General features: G+C 50.8%; 17 protein-coding genes. 14 read left to right on the plus strand and 3 right to left on the minus strand.

The window, feature by feature from the left end; all coding sequences use genetic code 11:
- Positions 1 to 122 precede the first annotated feature (122 nt).
- The 6 genes from BUQ98_RS03000 to BUQ98_RS03025 all read left to right on the plus strand — a co-directional run bounded on the left by BUQ98_RS03000 (position 123) and on the right by BUQ98_RS03025 (position 6,887).
- Positions 123 to 998 (plus strand): hypothetical protein, encoded by an 876-nt coding sequence (locus BUQ98_RS03000; RefSeq protein WP_074212424.1) that lies wholly within the window; start codon positions 123 to 125, stop codon positions 996 to 998.
- A 63-nt stretch (positions 999 to 1,061) separates the two neighbouring features.
- Positions 1,062 to 2,498, plus strand: a complete 1,437-nt coding sequence (locus tag BUQ98_RS03005; protein WP_074212425.1) for an esterase-like activity of phytase family protein — start codon at positions 1,062 to 1,064, stop codon at positions 2,496 to 2,498.
- A gap of 209 nt (positions 2,499 to 2,707) precedes the next feature.
- Positions 2,708 to 3,370 carry an epoxyqueuosine reductase QueH gene (locus tag BUQ98_RS03010; protein ID WP_074212426.1) on the plus strand — a complete coding sequence of 221 codons (663 nt, stop codon included), beginning with the start codon at positions 2,708 to 2,710 and terminating at the stop codon, positions 3,368 to 3,370.
- 176 nt (positions 3,371 to 3,546) lie between these two features.
- A complete protein-coding gene (locus BUQ98_RS03015; RefSeq protein ID WP_074212427.1) occupies positions 3,547 to 4,431 on the plus strand; it encodes a sterol desaturase family protein in 885 nt (294 codons plus the stop codon).
- A gap of 97 nt (positions 4,432 to 4,528) precedes the next feature.
- Entirely contained in the window at positions 4,529 to 6,088 is a 1,560-nt protein-coding gene (locus tag BUQ98_RS03020; RefSeq protein ID WP_074212428.1) for a YjjI family glycine radical enzyme, read from the plus strand.
- Positions 6,075 to 6,887 carry a 4Fe-4S cluster-binding domain-containing protein gene (locus BUQ98_RS03025; RefSeq protein WP_074212429.1) on the plus strand — a complete coding sequence of 271 codons (813 nt, stop codon included), beginning with the start codon at positions 6,075 to 6,077 and terminating at the stop codon, positions 6,885 to 6,887. The genes BUQ98_RS03020 and BUQ98_RS03025 overlap by 14 nt, the downstream gene beginning before the upstream one ends.
- Here BUQ98_RS03025 and BUQ98_RS03030 read toward each other — a convergent pair.
- Entirely contained in the window at positions 6,859 to 7,689 is an 831-nt protein-coding gene (locus BUQ98_RS03030) for an AraC family transcriptional regulator (protein WP_074212430.1), read from the minus strand. The genes BUQ98_RS03025 and BUQ98_RS03030 overlap by 29 nt on opposite strands.
- A 93-nt stretch (positions 7,690 to 7,782) precedes the next feature.
- On the opposite strand from BUQ98_RS03030, the gene BUQ98_RS03035 reads away from it, so the two are divergent.
- Complete coding sequence (locus BUQ98_RS03035; protein ID WP_074212431.1) at positions 7,783 to 9,165, plus strand: MFS transporter; 1,383 nt, start codon at positions 7,783 to 7,785, stop codon at positions 9,163 to 9,165.
- An 88-nt stretch (positions 9,166 to 9,253) separates the two neighbouring features.
- Here the strand turns inward: BUQ98_RS03035 and BUQ98_RS03040 are convergent, their stop codons facing one another.
- Together BUQ98_RS03040 and BUQ98_RS03045 are read right to left on the minus strand one after the other, a co-directional pair.
- On the minus strand, positions 9,254 to 10,423 hold the full coding sequence (locus BUQ98_RS03040) for an MFS transporter (protein ID WP_074212432.1): 1,170 nt from the start codon (positions 10,421 to 10,423) through the stop codon (positions 9,254 to 9,256).
- A gap of 360 nt (positions 10,424 to 10,783) precedes the next feature.
- A complete protein-coding gene (locus BUQ98_RS03045; protein ID WP_074212433.1) occupies positions 10,784 to 11,371 on the minus strand; it encodes an outer membrane beta-barrel protein in 588 nt (195 codons plus the stop codon).
- 249 nt (positions 11,372 to 11,620) lie between these two features.
- Here BUQ98_RS03045 and BUQ98_RS03055 point away from each other — a divergent pair, with 249 nt between their 5' ends.
- The 7 genes from BUQ98_RS03055 to glpC all read left to right on the plus strand — a co-directional run bounded on the left by BUQ98_RS03055 (position 11,621) and on the right by glpC (position 19,750).
- Entirely contained in the window at positions 11,621 to 12,328 is a 708-nt protein-coding gene (locus BUQ98_RS03055) for a response regulator (RefSeq protein ID WP_074212434.1), read from the plus strand.
- Between the two features lie 33 nt (positions 12,329 to 12,361).
- Positions 12,362 to 13,648, plus strand: a complete 1,287-nt coding sequence (locus tag BUQ98_RS03060) for an ATP-binding protein (protein WP_074212435.1) — start codon at positions 12,362 to 12,364, stop codon at positions 13,646 to 13,648.
- 100 nt (positions 13,649 to 13,748) lie between these two features.
- Positions 13,749 to 14,516: a glucosaminidase domain-containing protein gene (locus tag BUQ98_RS03065; RefSeq protein WP_139294618.1), complete on the plus strand. Its 768-nt coding sequence runs from the start codon at positions 13,749 to 13,751 to the stop codon at positions 14,514 to 14,516.
- Positions 14,517 to 14,524: 8 nt separating this feature from the next.
- Positions 14,525 to 15,208, plus strand: coding sequence for a YoaK family protein (locus tag BUQ98_RS03070; RefSeq protein ID WP_074212436.1), 684 nt, complete (start codon positions 14,525 to 14,527; stop codon positions 15,206 to 15,208).
- 291 nt (positions 15,209 to 15,499) lie between these two features.
- Positions 15,500 to 17,194: an anaerobic glycerol-3-phosphate dehydrogenase subunit A gene (gene glpA, locus BUQ98_RS03075; RefSeq protein ID WP_074212437.1), complete on the plus strand. Its 1,695-nt coding sequence runs from the start codon at positions 15,500 to 15,502 to the stop codon at positions 17,192 to 17,194.
- Positions 17,191 to 18,504 carry a glycerol-3-phosphate dehydrogenase subunit GlpB gene (gene glpB, locus BUQ98_RS03080; protein ID WP_074212438.1) on the plus strand — a complete coding sequence of 438 codons (1,314 nt, stop codon included), beginning with the start codon at positions 17,191 to 17,193 and terminating at the stop codon, positions 18,502 to 18,504. Before glpA ends, glpB begins: the two co-directional genes overlap by 4 nt.
- Positions 18,494 to 19,750, plus strand: a complete 1,257-nt coding sequence (gene glpC, locus BUQ98_RS03085; RefSeq protein ID WP_074212439.1) for an anaerobic glycerol-3-phosphate dehydrogenase subunit GlpC — start codon at positions 18,494 to 18,496, stop codon at positions 19,748 to 19,750. Before glpB ends, glpC begins: the two co-directional genes overlap by 11 nt.
- Positions 19,751 to 19,778 lie beyond the last annotated feature (28 nt).

The following is a 19,778-nucleotide window of genomic DNA, read 5'->3' on the forward strand; positions in this document are numbered from 1 at the left end:
TCAACCGGTGTCATGCATTGATCATGGTATCGTCATGCAACGTTATAGTACTTGTCATGTATATTCACTATCTTTTTGATTCTGCTAGGTTGTTGGCCTGGTCACATATCAAGGAGTAAGTTATGACGGTCTGTCGCTGCCTCATGGTCCTTATGGGCACGATTCTGATGAGTACTATGGTGAAGGCTAATCCTGATGTCATCTCCCGCGAGTACAAGGTGATGCTGGACGTCGGCCAATTTACCTACCAGAGCGAAGCTGTGTCTTTGGAGAAGCTGCTGGCAATGGTCGAGACCAAAATTGAGTCGGTTATTGCGCGTGATGTTTCTGGTAGTGCGTACTTAGCCAAACAGCGGAATGTGCGGTTTTTTGACGTCCAGGGCTCCTGTTCGCTCCGTCAAACGGGCTATTCTTTCCGCGAGCGTATAGAAAACGGCCTCTCGGACGTTACTCTCAAGTTCCGCAGTCAAGATCGCTATATTTCAGACTATGAAGACGTATCGTCTTCCACTTATGGTGCTGAGACCAAGTTGGAGTCTGATATAGGGTCGACCTCAACTGAGCCTTTTAGAGTGGTATACAGTCACTCTACTAAGGTTCCCAATTCGCGAAAAATCAACAAAATTAAAGATATAAATCATCATTTTCCCGGTTTTGAGGATGACTATGGGCTTGCTGATCAGGAAGACCTTTCGCTGGTGGGTAACCTAGTGATTCATGAACATGTTTACCGTGGGGTGGAGATTGACTTGGGCCAGCACGATGCCGAAATCAGTGTGACTCTCTGGTACCAAAAGGGGGCATTGGGTTTTCATTCACCGTTGGTTGCTGAACTGTCATTCCGCTATGAGGATGGATCTGCTGATTATACGCGGAAGGTGGTTAATCGGGCGACCAAGTCCTTTGAGGTGCTCAAGTCCTTGCTTCCATGGGTCTCATCCGATTCTCAGACCAAGACGGCCTTCGTCTACGGCTTTAACCCTGAATTTTGCCAGTGATACCCAGCCTCAAGGGATTGAGCACTGCGTTGTAATCTTTACGCGATAAAAAGGAAATAGACAATGAAGTCGATAAATAAATGTAAGCTGCTCTTGGCACCTCTAATGGCATCTATCGTGCTCGCAGGTTGTAACTACAGCAACAATGATACAAGAAACGCCAGCACCTCCATGTTTGACAGTTATCCGGCGGAGGGGGTGTTTCTGCCTTACAACGTGTTGAGGAATGATCTGATTGACGCTAAGTCTCAGAAGGTTTTTGAGATTCGTAAGGGTGGTTTCGGCTCGGCAATGACAGCCCATCCCTCGGATGCGAACCGCTTTTATGCTCTCACTGATCGGGGCCCTAATGCCAAGTACAAAGGCGACCAAGGAAAAGGAAAAATATTCCCAACACCGGACTATACCCCGCGCATTGGATTATTTGAGGTAAAGGCGAACGGTCAAATTGAGCAAATTGATATGATTTTGCTGAGGCGCCCCGACGGATTGCCGATCACTGGCCTACCCAATAGCTCTGCCTTGGGTGGAACCGGTGAAACGCCGTACCATGCTGACGGCCGACCGATCCTTGAAAATGATAGTCAGCCCTACGATGAAACCACCAACCCGTTTGTGCTTGACGATTATGGTTTGGACGGGGAGGGATTGGTGGCTCTATCAGACGGTACTTTCTGGGTCAGTGATGAGTATGGTCCCCATATTGTTCATTTTGATGCTAAAGGCCGGGAGATCGGTCGTATAAACGCTTTTGCCAACGATGAGCGGGTTGACTTAACCTTGCCAGCGGAATTCGGTAACCGCCGCGCTAATCGCGGAATGGAGGGACTGGCTGTTACGCCGGATGAGAAAACTCTTGTAGGAATGATGCAATCAACGATGTATAACCCCAGCAACGCTGTGAAGGATTTAGACATTACTCGCATCGTGACGGTTAACCTTGAGTCCGGCAGCATCGGGCAGTACCTCTACCGTCAGGAAAAGCGCCAAAACTCCAACTCCGAAATTGTCGCTCTGAGCGCTACGCAGTTTCTAGTGATCGAGCGTGATGGCAACTTTCTCTATGGTGGCCCCAATGGTGAAAAAGCAGCGGCACCGGATGCGCAAAAGCAGATCTATCGCATTGATCTTGCCTCTGGAACCAATCTTGAAACAATCACAGACAGTGGTGACATTGAACAGGATACAGAGCGCGGCCTGACATTGTCTGGTAGGACACTAGAGGAGTTCGTTCTCGAGCAGGGTTGGAGTGCCTTAGCCAGCGCTGGGATTAGGCCTGTCAGCAAGTCCTTATTGGTCGATATGGTTGCTAAAGTAAACTATCCGCACGATAAAATGGAGGGCTTGTGGGTGATTGACGATCGTCACTTAGGGGTATTGAATGACGACGACTTTGCTACCTGGGCCACCAGTGGTGAGTTGGAGCAGAAGATGTTGGATACCAATACCGTAGATGGTAATCGATTATTCATTGTCGAGGCTGACCTCAGCACTCAATGATACACCGATATGTCTGTCGCCCGAAAGCCGGGCGACGCCCCCCCGATCCAAAAAGGCTGAATGGCTATGGACTAGTCACTGCATAGTGTTTCTGTTGGTAACGGGCAGTAATGCCTGAAAAAATGGGTGTTACCATGCTAGAATTCGCTGCATACGCAAATATATGAATATTGGCGTTTTATCTTTTGCATTGCGAACACGGAATTGTCATGTCTGAATTTACACGCGCACCGTTGCCTTTACCGCCTGACTTTGATCGCGACCACGACCAGTTATTACTCCATTCATGTTGTGCCCCTTGTTCGGGAGAAGTGATGGAAGCGATACAAGCAAGTGGGATCCGTTACAGCATCTTCTTTTATAATCCCAACATCCATCCGGCCAAAGAGTATGAAATTCGTAAGCAGGAGAATATTCGCTTTGCAGAAGATCATGATGTGCCGTTTATCGATATGGATTACGACACGGATAACTGGTACGCCAGAGCAAAGGGGATGGAGTTTGAGCCCGAGCGCGGAATACGATGCACCATGTGCTTTGACATGCGGTTTGAGCGCACCGCGCTATATGCCGCCGAACATGATTTTCGATTTATCAGCAGCTCACTGGGTATCTCGCGCTGGAAGAACATGCAGCAAATTAATGACTGTGGCCATCGCGCAGCGGCTCCCTATCCAGATGTCCAATACTGGGATTACAACTGGCGCAAGCAAGGCGGTAGCCAGCGCATGATAGAAATCAGCAAGCGCGAGCGTTTTTATCAGCAGGAATACTGCGGGTGTATTTATTCGCTGCGGGATACGAATAAACACCGCCTAGCGCAAGGACGCGAGCGAATTAAACTCGGCGTGCAATACTACGGCGACGATTAAAACTAAACCGCTGACACCAGCGAAGGGCGCCGTTTCGGCGCTTTTTTCTCCACTCAATGAGAATGCCCACCGCATTGCAATGTGTGCGCAAATTAACAGCTTGGTGATGCTTTTCCTTACAGGTAGGGCAGAAACCCCTAATATGTTAATAAATTGTACCGTGCGATAAAGGCCCCGTGACCGAACTGATTGCTCATCCCGAATGGCTACTGCTTGTGCTGGCTCCCGTGTTTTTCTTATGCATGTTGGGAGAGTACTGGGTGGCGCTGCGCCGCGGAAAATTGGGCGACAACGCCCGTTATTACGTGCCGGAAGTGCTTTGCAATTTTACCTTGGCGGGGTTGCATCAAGCTGCAGATTTACTGACCGGGTTACTGATTGCCAAGGTCTATTTATGGTGGTTTGGCTGGCGGTTGTTCGATATTGAGATGTCGGTGAGCCTGTTTTTACTGCTGATGGTCGCGCAGGATTTTTGTTATTACTGGTTTCATCGCGCCAGCCATCGTGTTCGCTGGATGTGGGCGGCGCATGTGGTGCATCATAGCTCTGAGCGGATGAACTTTAGCACCGCGTTTCGCCAAAGCCTAATGTACCCGCTGGCAGGGATGTGGCTGTTTTGGCTGCCGCTTGTAGTGATTGGGTTTCCGCCACAATGGGTCGTGTTTGTTGTACTGCTGAATTTAGGGTTACAGTTTTTTGTTCACACCCAATGGATAAAGACACTGGGGCCTGTGGAGTGGATTTTTAATACCCCGTCTCATCATCGCGTTCACCATGGCGTGAATCCTCAGTACATCGACAAAAACTACGCGGGCATTTTAATTATTTGGGACAAGTTATTTGGCACCTTCGAGCCTGAGTCTGAGCCGGTGCGCTATGGGATCCCCAAGCCAGTGAATAGTTTCAACCCTCTGGTGGTGACCTTTGCAGAATGGCAACAAATGTGGCGAGACGCCACGCAGCCCGGTCTGAGTTTTCGGCAAAGATGGCAGTGCTTGTTTGCACCACCAGAACAAACACAAGGTCACACGACAGACGTGGAAGCATCACGTGAGAGGTAGCGGTTTTCCATCGTGTGGACAAGCTAACATATTCTAAGAAAATAACCCTTTATTCTCATAGGGTTATTTTTAGAACTCAGCTTGTCAGGAGTCCCGCATGACCGACGCTATGCATGCCATTGTTACCCATCCGCACTTAACCCCTTCGCAGAAAACGTTAGCGCTCGCTGCGCAAGCCGATGCGGCTTTACCCTACGTACCTTGCAGCCGAGCGCTCGTGGCTGCGATGGAGCAGGGGGTGATAGGCGATATGTTTGAGGGTCACGCTCCCTTTAAGCCGCGTTATGTGTTGCCCGATTATGCCCGCTTTTTAAAACGTGGCTCGGAGTATTTGGCGTTGACGCCGGCAACCGATCTAGAGGACGCGCTGATGAAGCTCATGGTGCTGTACCATCATGTGCCTTCAGTGACTAATATCCCGGTGTTTTTGGGCTACCTCGATCAACTCTTGCTGCCGTATTGCGATGATGTGAGTGATGAACATTTGTATCACGCGCTAAAGCGATTCTGGATCCAGCTCGACAGAACACTGCCAGACGCATTTATGCATGCCAATATTGGCCCAGATGATAATCGTGTTTGTCGCATGATTTTGCGCATCGACGCAGAACTGCAGCAAGTTGCCCCCAACCTGACCTTGATGGTGGATCCGTCTCGTACCCCGCGCACCCTAGTTCGGCAGGCGACAGATAACATCATTGCCTGTAGCAAGCCACATATTGCTAACTGGCCGGTACACCAGGCCACATTTGGTGATGCAGAGGCTCACTGGCCCAATATGGGGATTGTGAGTTGCTACAACGCGCTACCGATTGGAGGCGGCGCGAACACCTTGGTACGTCTTAACTTAAAAAAAGTCGCAGAAGAAGCAAATGATCTCTCGACATTGCTCTTGCACACCTTGCCGCATTACGGTGCATTGATGGTGGAGCTGATCGATGCACGCAGTCACTTCCTGCATCAAGAATCACATTTTTTTAATAGCTTCCTAGTGCAGGAAGGCTTGATTGATGAGAAAAAATTTTTGCCGATGTTTGGCGTGTACGCGATGGCTGAAGCAGTCAATACCCTGATGGCACGGCAAGGCTTATGTGGCGAATATGGTCACGATGCAGTGGCGAATGAGATGGCGCATGACATTACCAAAGCATTAAGTAGGTTTGTGGCAGATACTCCAGTGAAGCATGGCTGGCGTGGGCGAGCGTTGCTGCATGCACAAGGTGGGTTATCCATTGACCAAGAGACCACACCGGGGGTGCGGATTCGTTACGGTTATGAACCGGATCCTGTCACCCATTTACAGGCGCTTGCGCCATTACACCCTTACTTTGAAGCGGGTGTGAGCGAGATCCTGACATTGGATGACACCATTAAAGGCAATCCCGATGCATTAACCGATTTATGTTTAGGGGCGTTGCAATCCGGGCTGCGTGAATTCACGGCGAATACAGATGGGAATGATCTCGTGCGTATCACCGGCTATATGGTGAAAAAGTCCGAGATTGCCCAGTTCAAACAATCGGGCTCTCGGACCAATACCACGGTATTGGGCGCAGAAGCTTCTGAGATGACGACAGTGACAGCGCGGCAGCCGCGAGTTGTGAGTGCGGAGTTTCTCGCCGGCGCGCGTTGGACGGACACTCATGAGCCATCCTAAGCAGGAGAAAACATCGGGGCCAGTGGCTCGGGTTGCAAGTGTGTTGCCCTATTCCTGTGTCGATGGTCCCGGTAATCGGATGGTATTTTTTCTACAAGGTTGCCAATTTCGTTGCCCGGGGTGCCACAACCCTGAAACCATTGAGCGTGACAGTGCAAGCGCATTCGATATGTCTTTGGCCGAGGCAGTGACGGCGATTTATCAACAACGGCACTTTATTCGTGGAATTACCGTCAGTGGTGGTGAGGCCAGTCTGCAATGGCGCTTTGTCCGCGTGCTTTTTCGCGCGGTCAAACAGCACTCTGAATTAGCGCACCTTACATGCTTGATCGACACTAACGGCGGCGTGCCATGCCAGCGTTGGCAGGCGTTGTCACCCTATATGGACGGTGCCATGGTGGATATGAAAGCATGGGGAAATGACGCGCACCGGGCCTTGACCGGGCATTCGTCCCGCCGTGTGCGTGATAGCCTAAGTTGGCTGGCGAAGCAGGGAAAATTGCACGAAGTGCGGCTGTTACTGATCCCCGGGTATACCGACTGGCAAGCTAATCTGTCGCCACTTTGTGCCTATTTATATGATTTGCAGCAAATGCAGTTGGCGCAGGGAAATGTGTTTTCCGTACGTTTAAATGGCTTTCACCGCGCAGGCGTGACGGGCGATGCCACCAATTGGCCAGAGGCAACACAAGCGCATCTCGATACCATAAAAATCGCCTTGCAAACGGCAGGACTGCAATCCGTGACCATGCCACCACCTGAGTTACTGCCTATCGAGCAAAGTTCGCTCTCGGTGTGAACGCCGATTCAGCACTGGCTGAGAAAAAGACAGACGGCGGGACACCCACGAGGTTAGTCACCATTGCGGTGAACGCACTTTGTGACCCATAACCTAGCTCTTGAGCAATGTAACCAAAGTCAAAGTCTTGTGCGAACAGGGCGGCTGCGAAAGTGAGCAATGCCTGATTTCGCCATTGGTTAAAGGTCATGGTCAATTCGCGCTTAAATAAACGTGTCATGGTGCTTTCACTGGCACCAACCTGCCGACAAAGCGCGCTAAGGGTGAGCGATTGGTTAGGTTGGGCAATAAATAATTCGCACAAATGTTTAAGCCGCTTTTCCTTAGGCATTGGCAATCCTAATGGCAGGGGGGCGGCGCTTTTTACTTCGTCAATTAACAAAGACCATAAAGCCTGTTCGCGCGGTGAGGGCTGTGGCCCTTGTGGTTCATGGAGTAAGGTTTTCACGATGGCTTTGGCTAGGTCACTAACACGTAGGCAATGACAGTCACGATCAGCATGTTTGATTGAGTAGCTTGAATGTATTGCCACGTTATAAATCTGCGCGCCTTTAAGCAGGTAAGCGGCGTGTGGAGTGCCGGGAGCTATCCACACTGCATGTTGGGCGGGCACGATATAAGTATGGTGGGCGGTGACGACTTTCACGATACCGCTACCCGAGAATGCTAGCTGAGCATAGGGGTGATGATGGAAAGGCGTATGGGTGCTATCTGCCGAGTGCTTGATCGCTACTGAAACAGGTCTGTCGGTTGAAGGTGCAACAACAACTGTGCTTGACGGCTTCTCTATATAAATTGCCATATTGTCGGTATTCCATCATGCGGTAATGGCTTACAAATACGCCTTGTCGGGATCGAAGTAAAGAAGATCCCCTTGATAAGCAAGGAGTATGTGATGACGACAATCCAACAACCGTTTCACTCCCACCAAAAGTGGGTGATAGCAACTGTAATATTTGGTGCATTGCTACCACTGATTGATACGACAGCGATTAATCTTGCTGTTCCCGCGATGCAACAAGGTCTTCATAGCGACGTCACCAGCATTAAATGGGTGATTATTGGCTATTCACTGTTTGCAGTGATGACGGTAGCGTTGTGCGCTTGGCTCACGCGTAAAGTTGGCGCCACCCAGCTTTGGCTCGCCGGCCTTCTACTCTTTACGGCGAGTTCAGCGCTATGTGCAAACGCAGCCAGCCTAGACATCATATTGGTGGCTCGGGCGCTACAGGGAGTCGGTGCGGGTATTTTAATGGTGGGAATGCAAACGCTACTGGTCAAGGCAGTAGGTCGAGAACAGCTAAAGCAAGCCATGACCATTGTCGCGATGCCCGCTGTTATAGCCCCCATGTTGGGACCGGTACTTGCTGGTTACTTACTGAGCGTGGGTGACTGGTCTTGGTTATTTTGGATCAATGTGCCGATAGGCGGCGTGGCGCTTGTTCTGTCGTTTTTTGTGCTTCCTCGTGAGCATGCTGACGAGGAAACGCGGTTAGATGTGTTGGGCGTGCTATTGGTGAGTGTAGGGATAGGCTCCGTGCTTTATCTTGCGGTGTGTTTAGACGATGTTTCGTCAACAGGACACGCGCAGCAGTGGAGCATACCCGTATTGGCAACAGTGTGCAGTCTCTTTGCATGGGGGTGGGCGAAACGTCATTTTGCCTCTTTAGGCGACAATGCACTGATACGTTTAGCCCCTTTAGGTATTCCCTCATGTCGGGCAAGCCTATCGTTACTTTTTCTCGCGAGTTTGGCCTTTTATGCAGGGTTGCTTGCTATTCCATTGGTATGTCATGAAAGCTGGCAACTCACTAATATGCAAACCGGTTTGATGCTCGGTATGCATGGTCTGGGGACGCTAATGTCGCGCCGTTATTTAGCAAGGTGGTGCGCGCGCTACGCGGTCAGCCGCATTGCCGCTATCGCGCTTTTTATCGGGATGACAGCATCACTGGCGTTGGTTTTTGTTGGTGATAGCCGCATCGCACTAGCGATAACAATGCTTACCCGAGGCGCGGGACTCGGTCTATTGACCTTGCTGGCCATGTCACACACATTCAACGACACGCCGCAATCTATGGCACCCGATGCGAGTGTGCTATCGCGCCTTGGAACACTGGCGGGTGCGACGATAGGGCCGATGATTATTATGCTGATATATCAATGGGCGCCAGATGACTATCAAACCGTATGGACACTGTCTACGCTCGCCGTGATGTTACTTGGCGCGATAGGGCCAATATTACTATTAGCCCAGAGTGAAGACGCTACGCGTTGAATGTCTTAGTCGGCAGCGTGAGTCTACCGCCACCTTTAATGGTTTCTGGGGTGGCGGGCTGGTGTTAAAGGTTATCAGGCAATATGGATTAGGCATCCGGGCACCTTGTCGCTACTGAGTGAGCGCTTTGGCGTAGAATCCCGATTTGAATAGCGACTGCTACGCCACCAACTGCCGCGGCGGCATAGACAAGCTGAGTCACCGAAAGGCCGTGGCCGAGCCACAGCCCACCCAAAAGGGTACCCACCGCACCTCCTAAGTAGTTTGAAGAACTATTCAGTGCAACCACCGCGGCGCTGTGCTCCGGTTGGAGGCTAATCAGCGTGTGTTGTTGTGGCGCGAGCGACGACCAACCGGCGGCGCCCCACAAGAAAAATGGCACAAAGGCAATGATGGAGGGCAACGGCAAGCTACTCGGAATGCTCAAGATGGCCAGGGACATAAGCGTTAGTATCCCGAGTAAGATGGCTCGTGGGTGTTTTACCCAGTCAATTAAATGGCCGATGGTGAAGCTGCCCACCATGCCGCCTAGGCCCCAAACCCATAAATATGGCGTGAGGTTGGTTTGTTGTGTGATGCCCGTAATGACCGGTGCGAGGTAAGAATAGAGCCCCAAGCTGGCGACAGCCGTCAAGAAGGTGACCGTAATGGTGGTAGACACGGACCGACTGGCGAGTAACGCGACGCGTGCTTTTAGTGATGGCGGCGGAGCGACACAGATCTGAGGAACACCCAGCACCACGCCAATCAGCCCAATGATCGCGATACCGATCACGACGGCGAAAACGCCTTGCCACCCAAGCCAGGTCGCCAGAGCAAGACCAGCGGGAACCCCGACAACGGTACCCGCACTCATGCCACCCAACAACAGCCCTAATGCACGCCCCTTCTTATCTGCAGGCACCAAAGAGGCGGCACTTGCCGCAGCTAAAGGCGAGAAAATGCCTGCCCCTATGCCGGCAAGCGCGCGGCTTGCTAGTAACATGGTTAAGTGCGTGCTGAAAATGGTGACAAGATTAGCGGCGATAAACATCAGCATCGATAACACGAGTGCCTTTTTGGTCGGAAAGCTTACCAACAATGTCGCCAGTATTGGTGCGGAAAGGGCATAGCACAACGTAAAGGCTGTGACCATTTGCGCTGTTTCGGCTTCAGTGATCTGAAAACTGGTCGAAATGTCCGGAATAATGCCCGCCACGACATAGGCATCCATACCGAACGCAAACATCGCAATGGGTAAAAATAAAATATTTTTCATGGTCATCCTAGCGCGTGAGTCTTTATGATGCCTAGGAAATGTAACAAAGTATTACTTAAGCGAAAACGCTAACCAACAAATATAGGTAGAGGAGCAGGCAAGTATTTTTTACAAGGCAAACAATTAATTATGATAGGGGGCTATGAATTGGCCGTCATGTTAACGGCTGGTCGAGTTGACACTTAGAACTGAGATTTAACCAGCCATCGCTTGTCACGCATCGTTATCACCGCTATTGAAAGAAAAATAGGCACCCACTGAGTGGATGCCTATTTGGATAAGGGGGCGAGATAGTGTCTTTGTCTTACCTTAAACGGTCTGTCCGAATAAGTTTAGCCAACTGTCGTTTATGATCGTTTGTTAGAATTTATAGTTAACGTCGAGGTAAAACACACTTGGGTTCTTGAAGGAAATACCCTCCGCATACTTTTGTTTCGTTAAGCCGTATTTATGGCCGCCTTCCAAAGCGATACCGGAGTCAAAACGATAGCCAAGTCCGAGATTGACGTTGCTCGCTAGGCCAGAGTCTCTGAGGTTATAGGTGTCAGTCCCCTGAGCATCTTTGTCCTTAATTTCTAGCTTACTGCGTTGGTAGCCTAGAGTACCACCAGCAATACCGTACAAATTGTCAGTGAACTCGTGGACATAGTCTAAGCCCATACCGAATTGATAGTCAGTATTTTCCAACGAAAGCTCTTCATCTGCAGCTTTGATTGTTGACTTGCTCGACGCGCCCGATTGCCAGTAGCCGTAGGTGCGTACTGAGTCAGTGATATACTTACCGCCATACAGCTTGACTGTTCCTCGGTCCTCAAGATCACTTTTGAACTCACTGCTATCTAAGCCACTCACATCAGCGCTACCAGCTCCAAATTCCATCCCCATATAAGAAGAGGCATAAGCCGCCGGTGCGAGAATCAGTAAAGCTAAAGGTGCTAATTTTTTCATTGTAAAGAACCTATTATTCGTCGTAGGTGTTTTTTAAGAACGTATGACTTATAGTCATTGCTTTTTGGAACGTTCGCTTAAAGGGGGAACGTTTGAGTGGTACTTTACGGCTGAAGAGCGCGGTAATGTATCTGCAGAGTGTCATGATTTGTCGTATAACTGTCGTGGTATCTACGCCTGTAGACGCACAGAGTTTTTAATGATTTATACCAAGGCTTTTCGTTTGTTTATTTTTCTAGGTCAAGATTAATGGAAGAGAAACTGCACTTAGTGGTTGTCGAAGATGACCCCAAAATGCGAGAAATGCTGACAGAGTATTTTGAAGCACAAGATTATCGCGTAACGGCACTTGCTGAAGGAGCAGGGGCGGCTGACTATATTATTTCCGCACAACCTGATTTAGTTTTACTCGATTTAATGTTACCCGGTGACGATGGACTGACAATTTGTAGACAAATCCGTGATGGATTTAGAGGCAGAATTGTGATGCTAACCGCTAGTGATGATGATTTTGATCATGTGGCAGCACTAGAGGTTGGCGCGGACGACTTTATCAGTAAACCGATTAAACCTCGGGTATTGATGGCTCGTGTAAGAGTGCAACTGCGCCAGCTGAGAGACGACACTGCAGCCGCCTCGTCCAAACCCAGTGTTCTTAATTATGGTGTGTTGGCACTCAATGAGGCGAGACGTTACTGCTCGTTAGATGATAAACCCATTGCGTTGACAGACAGTGAATTTGCATTGCTTTGGCACCTGGCAAGTCAGCCTGACGAGGTACATACAAGAGATACGTTAACGCGTGCATTACGTGGTATTGAGTATGACGGTGTTGACCGAACGGTGGATAATAAAATTGTGACCTTGAGAAAAAAACTGGGTGATACGTCCTCCAATCCCCAAAAAATTATCACAGTACGTGGAAAAGGTTACTTGTTTGTGCCTGATGCATGGTAAATGCATAACAGAAATATGTATGAGTGGTGAGCAATGCGTCGGATATATTTAGAGTTCTTCTTTGGGTTGATCGTCATTTTTATGGTGAGCTCATTGACCTACGAATACCTTGTGTATGAACTGACGGAAAATTATGAGGCGACCTTGGCGAAGCGACAGGCTGAAAGTGTCGTTGATATGTTAGCGTTGATTGAGTCACAGGCGGGAACACAAGAGGCTTTAGGCGCGCTAAAGGATTATGCCGATAACGTCGAATATTCATTATCCGTACACAAGCTTGGCAACATTCCCTCTCATTTGAATGAGGCATTTTCCCACCAACTCGATCCCTCCGCGGTGTTTGATGATAAAAACGAAACCTTATGGTTCCGCCTGGCCGATAAGGAGCGAATCTATAGCTTACGAACCGCGGTGGGTTCCGAGCTACATGGGGCAATAGAGTTTAATGAAGATCTGCTGTTTGTTTTTCTCTTTTTGGGTTTCGCCCTCTACAGTTTTTTCATGGTGCGGTTTCTCAGCCGCAGAGTACGGTCACTCGAGCAAGCGGCTCTCCAATTTGCCAACGGAAATTTACAAGCGCGGGCGTCAACAAAGAGTCAGTATACCGTGGGTAGTTTAAACGCGACCTTTAATCATATGGCAGACAGAATTGCGAGTTTGGTCAGTAGTCGTCGAGCGCTAACCAACGCGGTTGCGCACGAATTGCGCTCTCCTTTGTTTCGGATCCAATGGCAAGCTGAATTGTTGAGTGAGAGTCAACTGGGCCCCAAGCAGCAACAAAAAATCGTCAGTATCGTTGAAGATACCGACGAAATGGTAGGGTTGATTGATGAGCTTCTGTATTTGGCACGTGTTGATCACCCTAATACACCTTTTAGCCCGGAGAGATTGAATACTTCGATGTGGCTACACGATGAATGGCCGCGTTGGCAGACGCTGAGCACTAAGTCTGTGATTTTAGATGCACCGCAAGACTTGCCTTGCATTGAGGCCGACCCTCATCTGCTTAAACGCGTGCTTACCAACTTAATCGGTAATGCGGAGAAGTATGCGACTAGTCAAATCGCCGTGCGTGTCTGTTGTGAGGACACGCAGCTGGTGATTGCCGTACACGATGATGGTGAGGGCGTTGACCCGTCACATTGGCCGTTTATCTTTGATGCCTTTTACAGTGCGGATCGTTCCCGCGATAAAAAGCGTTCCGGCTATGGTTTGGGGCTTGCGATCGTCAAACAAATTGTCACCCGGCACGGTGGCAATGTTGAAATCGACCATAGTGATTTAGGCGGCGCATGCTTTCGGGTCATCTTACCTTGTTAATATAATGTGACTCAGCCAGTGTTAAGTTGAGAGGGCGGCATTCGTCGCCAACGGGTATTTCGCGTATAATACCGCCCACACCGACAACACTAGGGGCACTATGAAACACCGTACCTTCGTCTTTATCGGCATGGCGATTCTTGCTGTGACCGTCACCATTTTGATCTCGTGTCAGCGCCCCCAAGCTCCCCTTGTTCCTGATTTCCAATCTTTTGCCGCGGGGGCAGAGCGAAAGCAGGCGTTTTTTGATTACTTCACCCCTGTGGTTAATGCCATTAACAGCCAAGTACTGGCGGATCGCACCGCATTAATGGCATGGCATGCGCGTAAAAGTGAGCTAAGTAGCCGAGAAATAAAACGTATCCGAGCGCTCGCTGAACAGTATGAGCTTAAAGACTTTAACGTCGGCCAAGAAGCAGACTGGATGGCATTGATCCAACGGGTGGATATTATTCCTCCGTCGTTGGTGTTAGCGCAGGCGGCGAACGAGAGTGCGTGGGGCACGTCGCGGTTTGCACGGGAAGGGAATAACTACTTCGGCCAGTGGTGCTTTAGTAAAGGATGTGGGCTGGTCCCTAATCAACGAGCGGAAGGGAAAGTGCACGAAGTGGCAGCGTTTGATAACCCGCAAGCCTCGGTACAAAGCTACATCAATAACTTAAATACTCATGCCGCGTACCAAGGGCTACGCGAGATCCGCGCCAACCTGCGTGAGCAGAATAAACCACTGTCAGGCGCAGCACTCGCCAATGGGCTGGGTCGCTATTCAGAGCGTGGTCAGGCCTATGTGGACGAGTTGCAAGCGATGATCCGCCACAACCAATTGGATAGGCTCGACCAGCCATCATCCTCATCCAATAACGACTAGGAAAGCCAATGATTACCCGTTTGCCTCGGTGGGTTGAAGCCGGGGCGTTTGTGTTAGCGCTGATCGCCGGTACCATCAATGCGATCGGTTTGTTGGGCTTTGAACATCAAGCCGTCTCACACGTGTCAGGCACCGCGACGCAATTTGGCTCGGGGTTGTTTGCAGGCCAATGGACACAAGTTATCCAACTGGGTGGCTTATTGTTGGCTTTTTTCCTCGGTGCCGCGATTTCCGGGTGCTTATTGCATGGCAGCACGCTTAAATTGGGCCGCCATTATGACTCGGCACTGTTTGTCGAAGCTGGGCTGATTATGGTGGCGTTTTATTTTCTTTCTCGCGGTTTTGCCATCGGTCAGTTAGCAGCCTCGGCAGCGTGCGGCTTGCAGAATGCGATGGCGACGACCTACAGCGGCGCGATCGTGCGCTCAACCCATTTAACTGGCATCTTTACCGATTTAGGATTAATGCTAGGGGGCAAGCTGCGCGGCAATTCAGTGGATAAGCGCAAACTGATGCTCTTTTTACTGATCGCATCTGGCTTTATCGTCGGCGGGGTAGTGGGTGCGGCGCTCTTTGCGCACTTCCATTTTGCAGCCCTGCTGTTTCCCGCAGGGTTATGTTTTGTAGTGGCACTGTGTTACCGCGGGTACATGACACGCCAGCGTTTAGTGACTGGCACCAGCAGTAAGTAACCATACAACTTATTAACAATGCGCGTTTTCGCGCATTTTTCTAATGTATTTGTTGTGCATCGTATCGACTTAGCCAACTTGACGGAGTCTTCGGTGCGATCGTCGGGCCTTTCCCTTGTAGCGGTGGCTTCCCGTGTCACCATTCGCGCGTCTTTTCAGCGCTAAAAGTTTGTCTTAAATCAAACAAGTGTGAGTTTTCGTTTCGAATTCGCGCATTGTGTGATGATCTCGCCGTCTTTGTGACACGGAAAATGCCACACTCCCGTTACGATACAGTAACAAGGAGGCCCCATGCCAAATAGCCAGTATATTGAAACGGATGTGGTCATCATCGGTGGGGGTGCAACCGGCACCGGCATCATGCGAGATTGCGCACTGCGTGGCATCTCATGCATTTTGCTCGAACGTGACGATATTGCGGCAGGCACATCGGGGCGCAATCATGGATTGCTGCATTCTGGGGCTCGTTACGCGGTCACAGATACCGAATCGGCCCGTGAATGCATTCAAGAAAATACTATCCTTAAATCCGTTGCCCGCCACTGCGTAGAAGATACCAGCGGACTCTTTATCACCTTGCCGGAAGATGATTTAGCGTACCAAGACACCTTTATTGCCAGTTGCGATAAAGCCGGTATTCCGACCCAAAAACTGACACCACGTGAAGCGTTAGCGTTCGAACCCAACGCGAATCCAGCGATGATTGGCGCGGTACAGGTTCCGGATGGCATCATCGATCCGTTTCGCTTGTGTGCCGCGAATGTACTGGACGGCAAAGAGCACGGCGCCAAGGTGTTTAACCATACCCGAGTGACGGGGTTAATTCGTCAAGGGGCGACGGTGCAAGGTGTCCAGTGTTTGCATACCCTCACCGGCGAGCGTTTTGCCATTATGGCAAAGCAAGTGATCAATGCCGCAGGGATTTGGGGGCAGACAATCTGTGAGTATGCCGATCTGAATATCAAAATGTTCCCCGCCAAGGGCTCATTGCTGATCCTCGACTATCGGATTAATAACCGTGTGATCAACCGCTGTCGGAAACCGGCAGACGCTGACATCTTGGTGCCCGGTGATACCATTTCCTTAATCGGCACCACCTCTGAGCACATCGAGTACGATCAGATTGATAAGCTCGCGGTGACGCCACAAGAAGTGGATGTGCTGATGCGCGAAGGGGCTAAGCTCGCTCCCATCATGGCCAATACACGCGTGTTGCGCGCCTATGCGGGCGTGCGGCCGTTGGTCTCGGTAGATGACGACGGCAGTGGCCGTAATATCAGTCGCGGCATTGTGTTACTCGATCACCAAGCACGCGATGGGCTGGAAGGCTTGATCACCATCACCGGTGGTAAACTCATGACCTATCGTTTGATGGCCGAGCAAGCCACAGACTTGGTGGCTGAAAAGTTGGGTAACCGCAACCGTTGCCAAACTGCGACCCGTCCGCTGCCGGGCTCTGAGCCTTCTAAAGGGATCCGTAAAGCCAGTGCCAGCTTGGTGAAACCTGTCTACCAATCCGCCTATTACCGCCACGGTGAGCGCGTTAGCCATTTTTTAGATGAAAGTGACGACAGCCAAGCGGTGATTTGCGAATGCGAAATGGTGACCAAGGGCGAGGTGAACTATGCGATTCAATCTCTGGATGTGAAAAATCTCACCGATCTGCGTCGGCGCACTCGTCTGGGTATGGGGCCTTGTCAGGGCGAACTGTGCAGCTATCGTGCCGCTAGCTTATTCAGTGAACTGGCAGGGATAGATGGCCAAGCCAGTGCAGGGCTGCTGGTGGACTTTCTCGAAGAGCGCTGGAAAGGCGTGAAACCGATTTTTTGGGGCGATGCGCTACGCGAAGCCGAATTTAGCTATTGGATTTATCAAGGATTGTTTGGCGCCGGTGAGGTGCCAACGCCGCCGAAGGCACCGCGCAGTAGCGCTGAGATAAAGCGTGCTGCACCGACGTCAGCGGCTGATCAGGAGGTATCACAATGATCCACTACGATATCGCAGTGATTGGTGGCGGCATTGCCGGGTTTACTGCCGCATTGCGGTCACTGGAAGCGGGCAAGAAAACCGTAATGATTAGCGCCGGACAAAGCGCGCTACATTTCTCGTCAGGCTCAATTGATGTATTGGGCCATTTTCCCAATGGTGAGTCGGTCAGTCAGCCTTTTGAAGCGATTCCGAAACTGGTGCGCCAGCACCCTGAGCATCCCTATGCCAAAGTCAGTCTAGATGAGATCACCCAGTCACTCGCTTGGTTCCAACATCAATTGAGTGCGCAAAAGGTGTGTCTGTATCATCAAGAAGACAACGCCAACCACGGCCGTATTACGCCATTGGGCACCGTACGCCCGACTTGGCTGTCGCAAGGGCATGTGTATCAGCATCGGGGCCCGCGTCGTTTCTCTGGTTTGTGTTTTGTGGCCATTGAAGGCTATCGCGATGCGCAACCGACGTTAGCGAAAGACACCATTACCGCCCAGCGTGATTTTGCATCCTGCCCAAGTCGCACCATTACGCTGTCGATTCCGGGAGCCGAGCGATTACGCCGTAACCGCAATGAGTTGCGCTCGGTGGACCTTTCTCGTTTATTGGCTGAGCCTGATGCCTTTGACAGTCTGTGCGAGCAACTAATCGCGCAGTCCGGCCCAGATGAGCTGGTGATTTTACCCGCCATCATTGCCGATGTGGCCGGCGAGCGGGGGATGGATGCGCTTAAACAGCACACCGATCGCTGTTTTCACGAAGTGCCGACCATGCCGCCTTCTCTGCTCGGGATCCGCATTGAGCGTGCGTTACAGCGGGCCTTTGCTAGCGCGGGTGGGGTATTGCTGCGCGGCGATCAAGTCACTGGCGGTGAATTTGACGACAACGGTCGCCTTACCGCTTTGCATACGCGTCAACTCGAAGATATTCCGTTAACCGCAGAGGCAGTGATCTTGGCCACGGGCAGCTATTTTAGTCGCGGTCTCAATGCCGACCGCACTCAGGTGAGCGAACCGACGTTGGGATTAGATATGGTGCAAAGCCCTGATCGCAGCGAGTGGCGCAACGACGACTTTTTCAGTCAGCAAAGCCACCCCTTTATGGCCTTTGGCATCAACACCGACAACCAACTACGTCCCACCGCTCGCGGCAAGCGCTGCCAAAACCTGTTTGTGTGTGGTGCGGTACTCAGTGGTTACGATCCCGTCTATGAAGGCTGTGGCGGTGGCGTCGCGATTGCAACCGGCTACGCCGCCGCGCAACGTGCGCTCGCTGTGATGGCGAACGCTAAGGAGGCGTCCCATGCTAACTGAATGGCTGAAACAGCGCGACTATAGCGACCATGCGCCGCAACCCACCAGTTTTGACCAATGCATTAAATGCACGGTCTGTACTGTGTATTGTCCGGTATCAAAAGCGAACCCAGCGTATCCTGGCCCCAAAGAGTGCGGCCCAGATGGTGAGCGCCTGCGGATCAAAAACCCTGAGTATTATGATGACCTGCTCAAGTTATGCACCAACTGCAAACGCTGTGAGACCGCCTGTCCTTCCGGGGTAAAAATTGGCGATATCATTGCGGTAGCGCGCGGTAAACACGGCAAGAAAAACATCAATCCTAAGCTGATGCGTGATTACGTGCTGAGCCATACCGACTTGTTTGGTACGCTTGCCAATCCAATGGCACCGTTGGTGAACATGATGACGGATCTGAAACCGGTGAAAGCGGTGATGCATGCCACGATTGGGGTGGATAAACATAAATCTCTACCCAAGTATTCTTTTGGCACCTTTCGGCGTTGGATGAAAAGCCAAGCGGCGGCGCAAGCGGATTATCCTAAACAAGTCAGTTACTTTCATGGCTGCTATGTGAATTTTAACAATCCGCAGCTTGGTAAAGACTTGGTGAAAGTGATGAATGCGATGGGGTACGGCGTGCAATTGCTCGAGAAACATAAATGCTGTGGCGTGCCTTTAATTGCCAATGGCTTTTACGATAAAGCGCGCCGTAACGCGACCGCTAATACAGCGATGATTGCCGATGCGGTTGCCGAGCATCGCCCTGTAATAGCCACCTCCTCATCGTGTGCGCTGACGTTAAAAGAAGAGTACCCCCACGTACTGGGAGTGGATAACGCCCACGTGGCAGGGCAAATCAGCTTTGTGACTCGCTTTTTACTCAAAGCGGCCATGAATGGCGAGATGCCCAAGCTCAACCCAATTAATAAGCGGGTGGTTTACCATACCCCTTGTCACTTGGAGCGCAGTGGTAATGCGATGTTTACCATTGAGCTGTTACGAATGATCCCAGGCTTAGAGGTGATTGTGCTCGATAGCGAGTGTTGTGGCTTGGCAGGTACCTATGGGTTTAAAACCGAGAACTATCAAACCTCGATTGCCATCGGTAGTGGCTTGTTTGCTCAGATTGAAGCTGCGCAGGCGGACTTTGCGATCACCGACTGTGAAACCTGTAAATGGCAAATTGAAGAAAACACATCGCTGGAAGCTTTGCATCCGGTGAGTGTGCTAGCGATGGCGGTTGGAGAGCCCGCAGCGGCTTAATATTCGCCGCAAAGAAAAAAGCGCCACC

The sequence above is a fragment of the Salinivibrio sp. ES.052 genome, from assembly GCF_900141775.1.
Lineage (GTDB): Bacteria > Pseudomonadota > Gammaproteobacteria > Enterobacterales > Vibrionaceae > Salinivibrio.

Excerpts from the sequence above, each read along its gene's own strand:
- BUQ98_RS03005 (WP_074212425.1), top strand. The coding sequence starts at position 1,062 with ATGAAGTCGATAAATAAATGTAAGCTGCTCTTGGCACCTCTAATGGCA.
- BUQ98_RS03030 (WP_074212430.1), bottom strand. The coding sequence starts at position 7,689 with ATGGCAATTTATATAGAGAAGCCGTCAAGCACAGTTGTTGTTGCACCT.
- BUQ98_RS03055 (WP_074212434.1), top strand. The coding sequence starts at position 11,621 with ATGGAAGAGAAACTGCACTTAGTGGTTGTCGAAGATGACCCCAAAATG.
- BUQ98_RS03070 (WP_074212436.1), top strand. The coding sequence starts at position 14,525 with ATGATTACCCGTTTGCCTCGGTGGGTTGAAGCCGGGGCGTTTGTGTTA.
- BUQ98_RS03065 (WP_139294618.1), top strand. The coding sequence starts at position 13,749 with ATGAAACACCGTACCTTCGTCTTTATCGGCATGGCGATTCTTGCTGTG.
- BUQ98_RS03010 (WP_074212426.1), top strand. The coding sequence starts at position 2,708 with ATGTCTGAATTTACACGCGCACCGTTGCCTTTACCGCCTGACTTTGAT.
- BUQ98_RS03040 (WP_074212432.1), bottom strand. The coding sequence starts at position 10,423 with ATGAAAAATATTTTATTTTTACCCATTGCGATGTTTGCGTTCGGTATG.
- glpB (WP_074212438.1), top strand. The coding sequence starts at position 17,191 with ATGATCCACTACGATATCGCAGTGATTGGTGGCGGCATTGCCGGGTTT.
- BUQ98_RS03035 (WP_074212431.1), top strand. The coding sequence starts at position 7,783 with ATGACGACAATCCAACAACCGTTTCACTCCCACCAAAAGTGGGTGATA.
- BUQ98_RS03000 (WP_074212424.1), top strand. The coding sequence starts at position 123 with ATGACGGTCTGTCGCTGCCTCATGGTCCTTATGGGCACGATTCTGATG.
- glpA (WP_074212437.1), top strand. The coding sequence starts at position 15,500 with ATGCCAAATAGCCAGTATATTGAAACGGATGTGGTCATCATCGGTGGG.
- glpC (WP_074212439.1), top strand. The coding sequence starts at position 18,494 with ATGCTAACTGAATGGCTGAAACAGCGCGACTATAGCGACCATGCGCCG.
- BUQ98_RS03025 (WP_074212429.1), top strand. The coding sequence starts at position 6,075 with ATGAGCCATCCTAAGCAGGAGAAAACATCGGGGCCAGTGGCTCGGGTT.
- BUQ98_RS03045 (WP_074212433.1), bottom strand. The coding sequence starts at position 11,371 with ATGAAAAAATTAGCACCTTTAGCTTTACTGATTCTCGCACCGGCGGCT.
- BUQ98_RS03060 (WP_074212435.1), top strand. The coding sequence starts at position 12,362 with ATGCGTCGGATATATTTAGAGTTCTTCTTTGGGTTGATCGTCATTTTT.
- BUQ98_RS03020 (WP_074212428.1), top strand. The coding sequence starts at position 4,529 with ATGACCGACGCTATGCATGCCATTGTTACCCATCCGCACTTAACCCCT.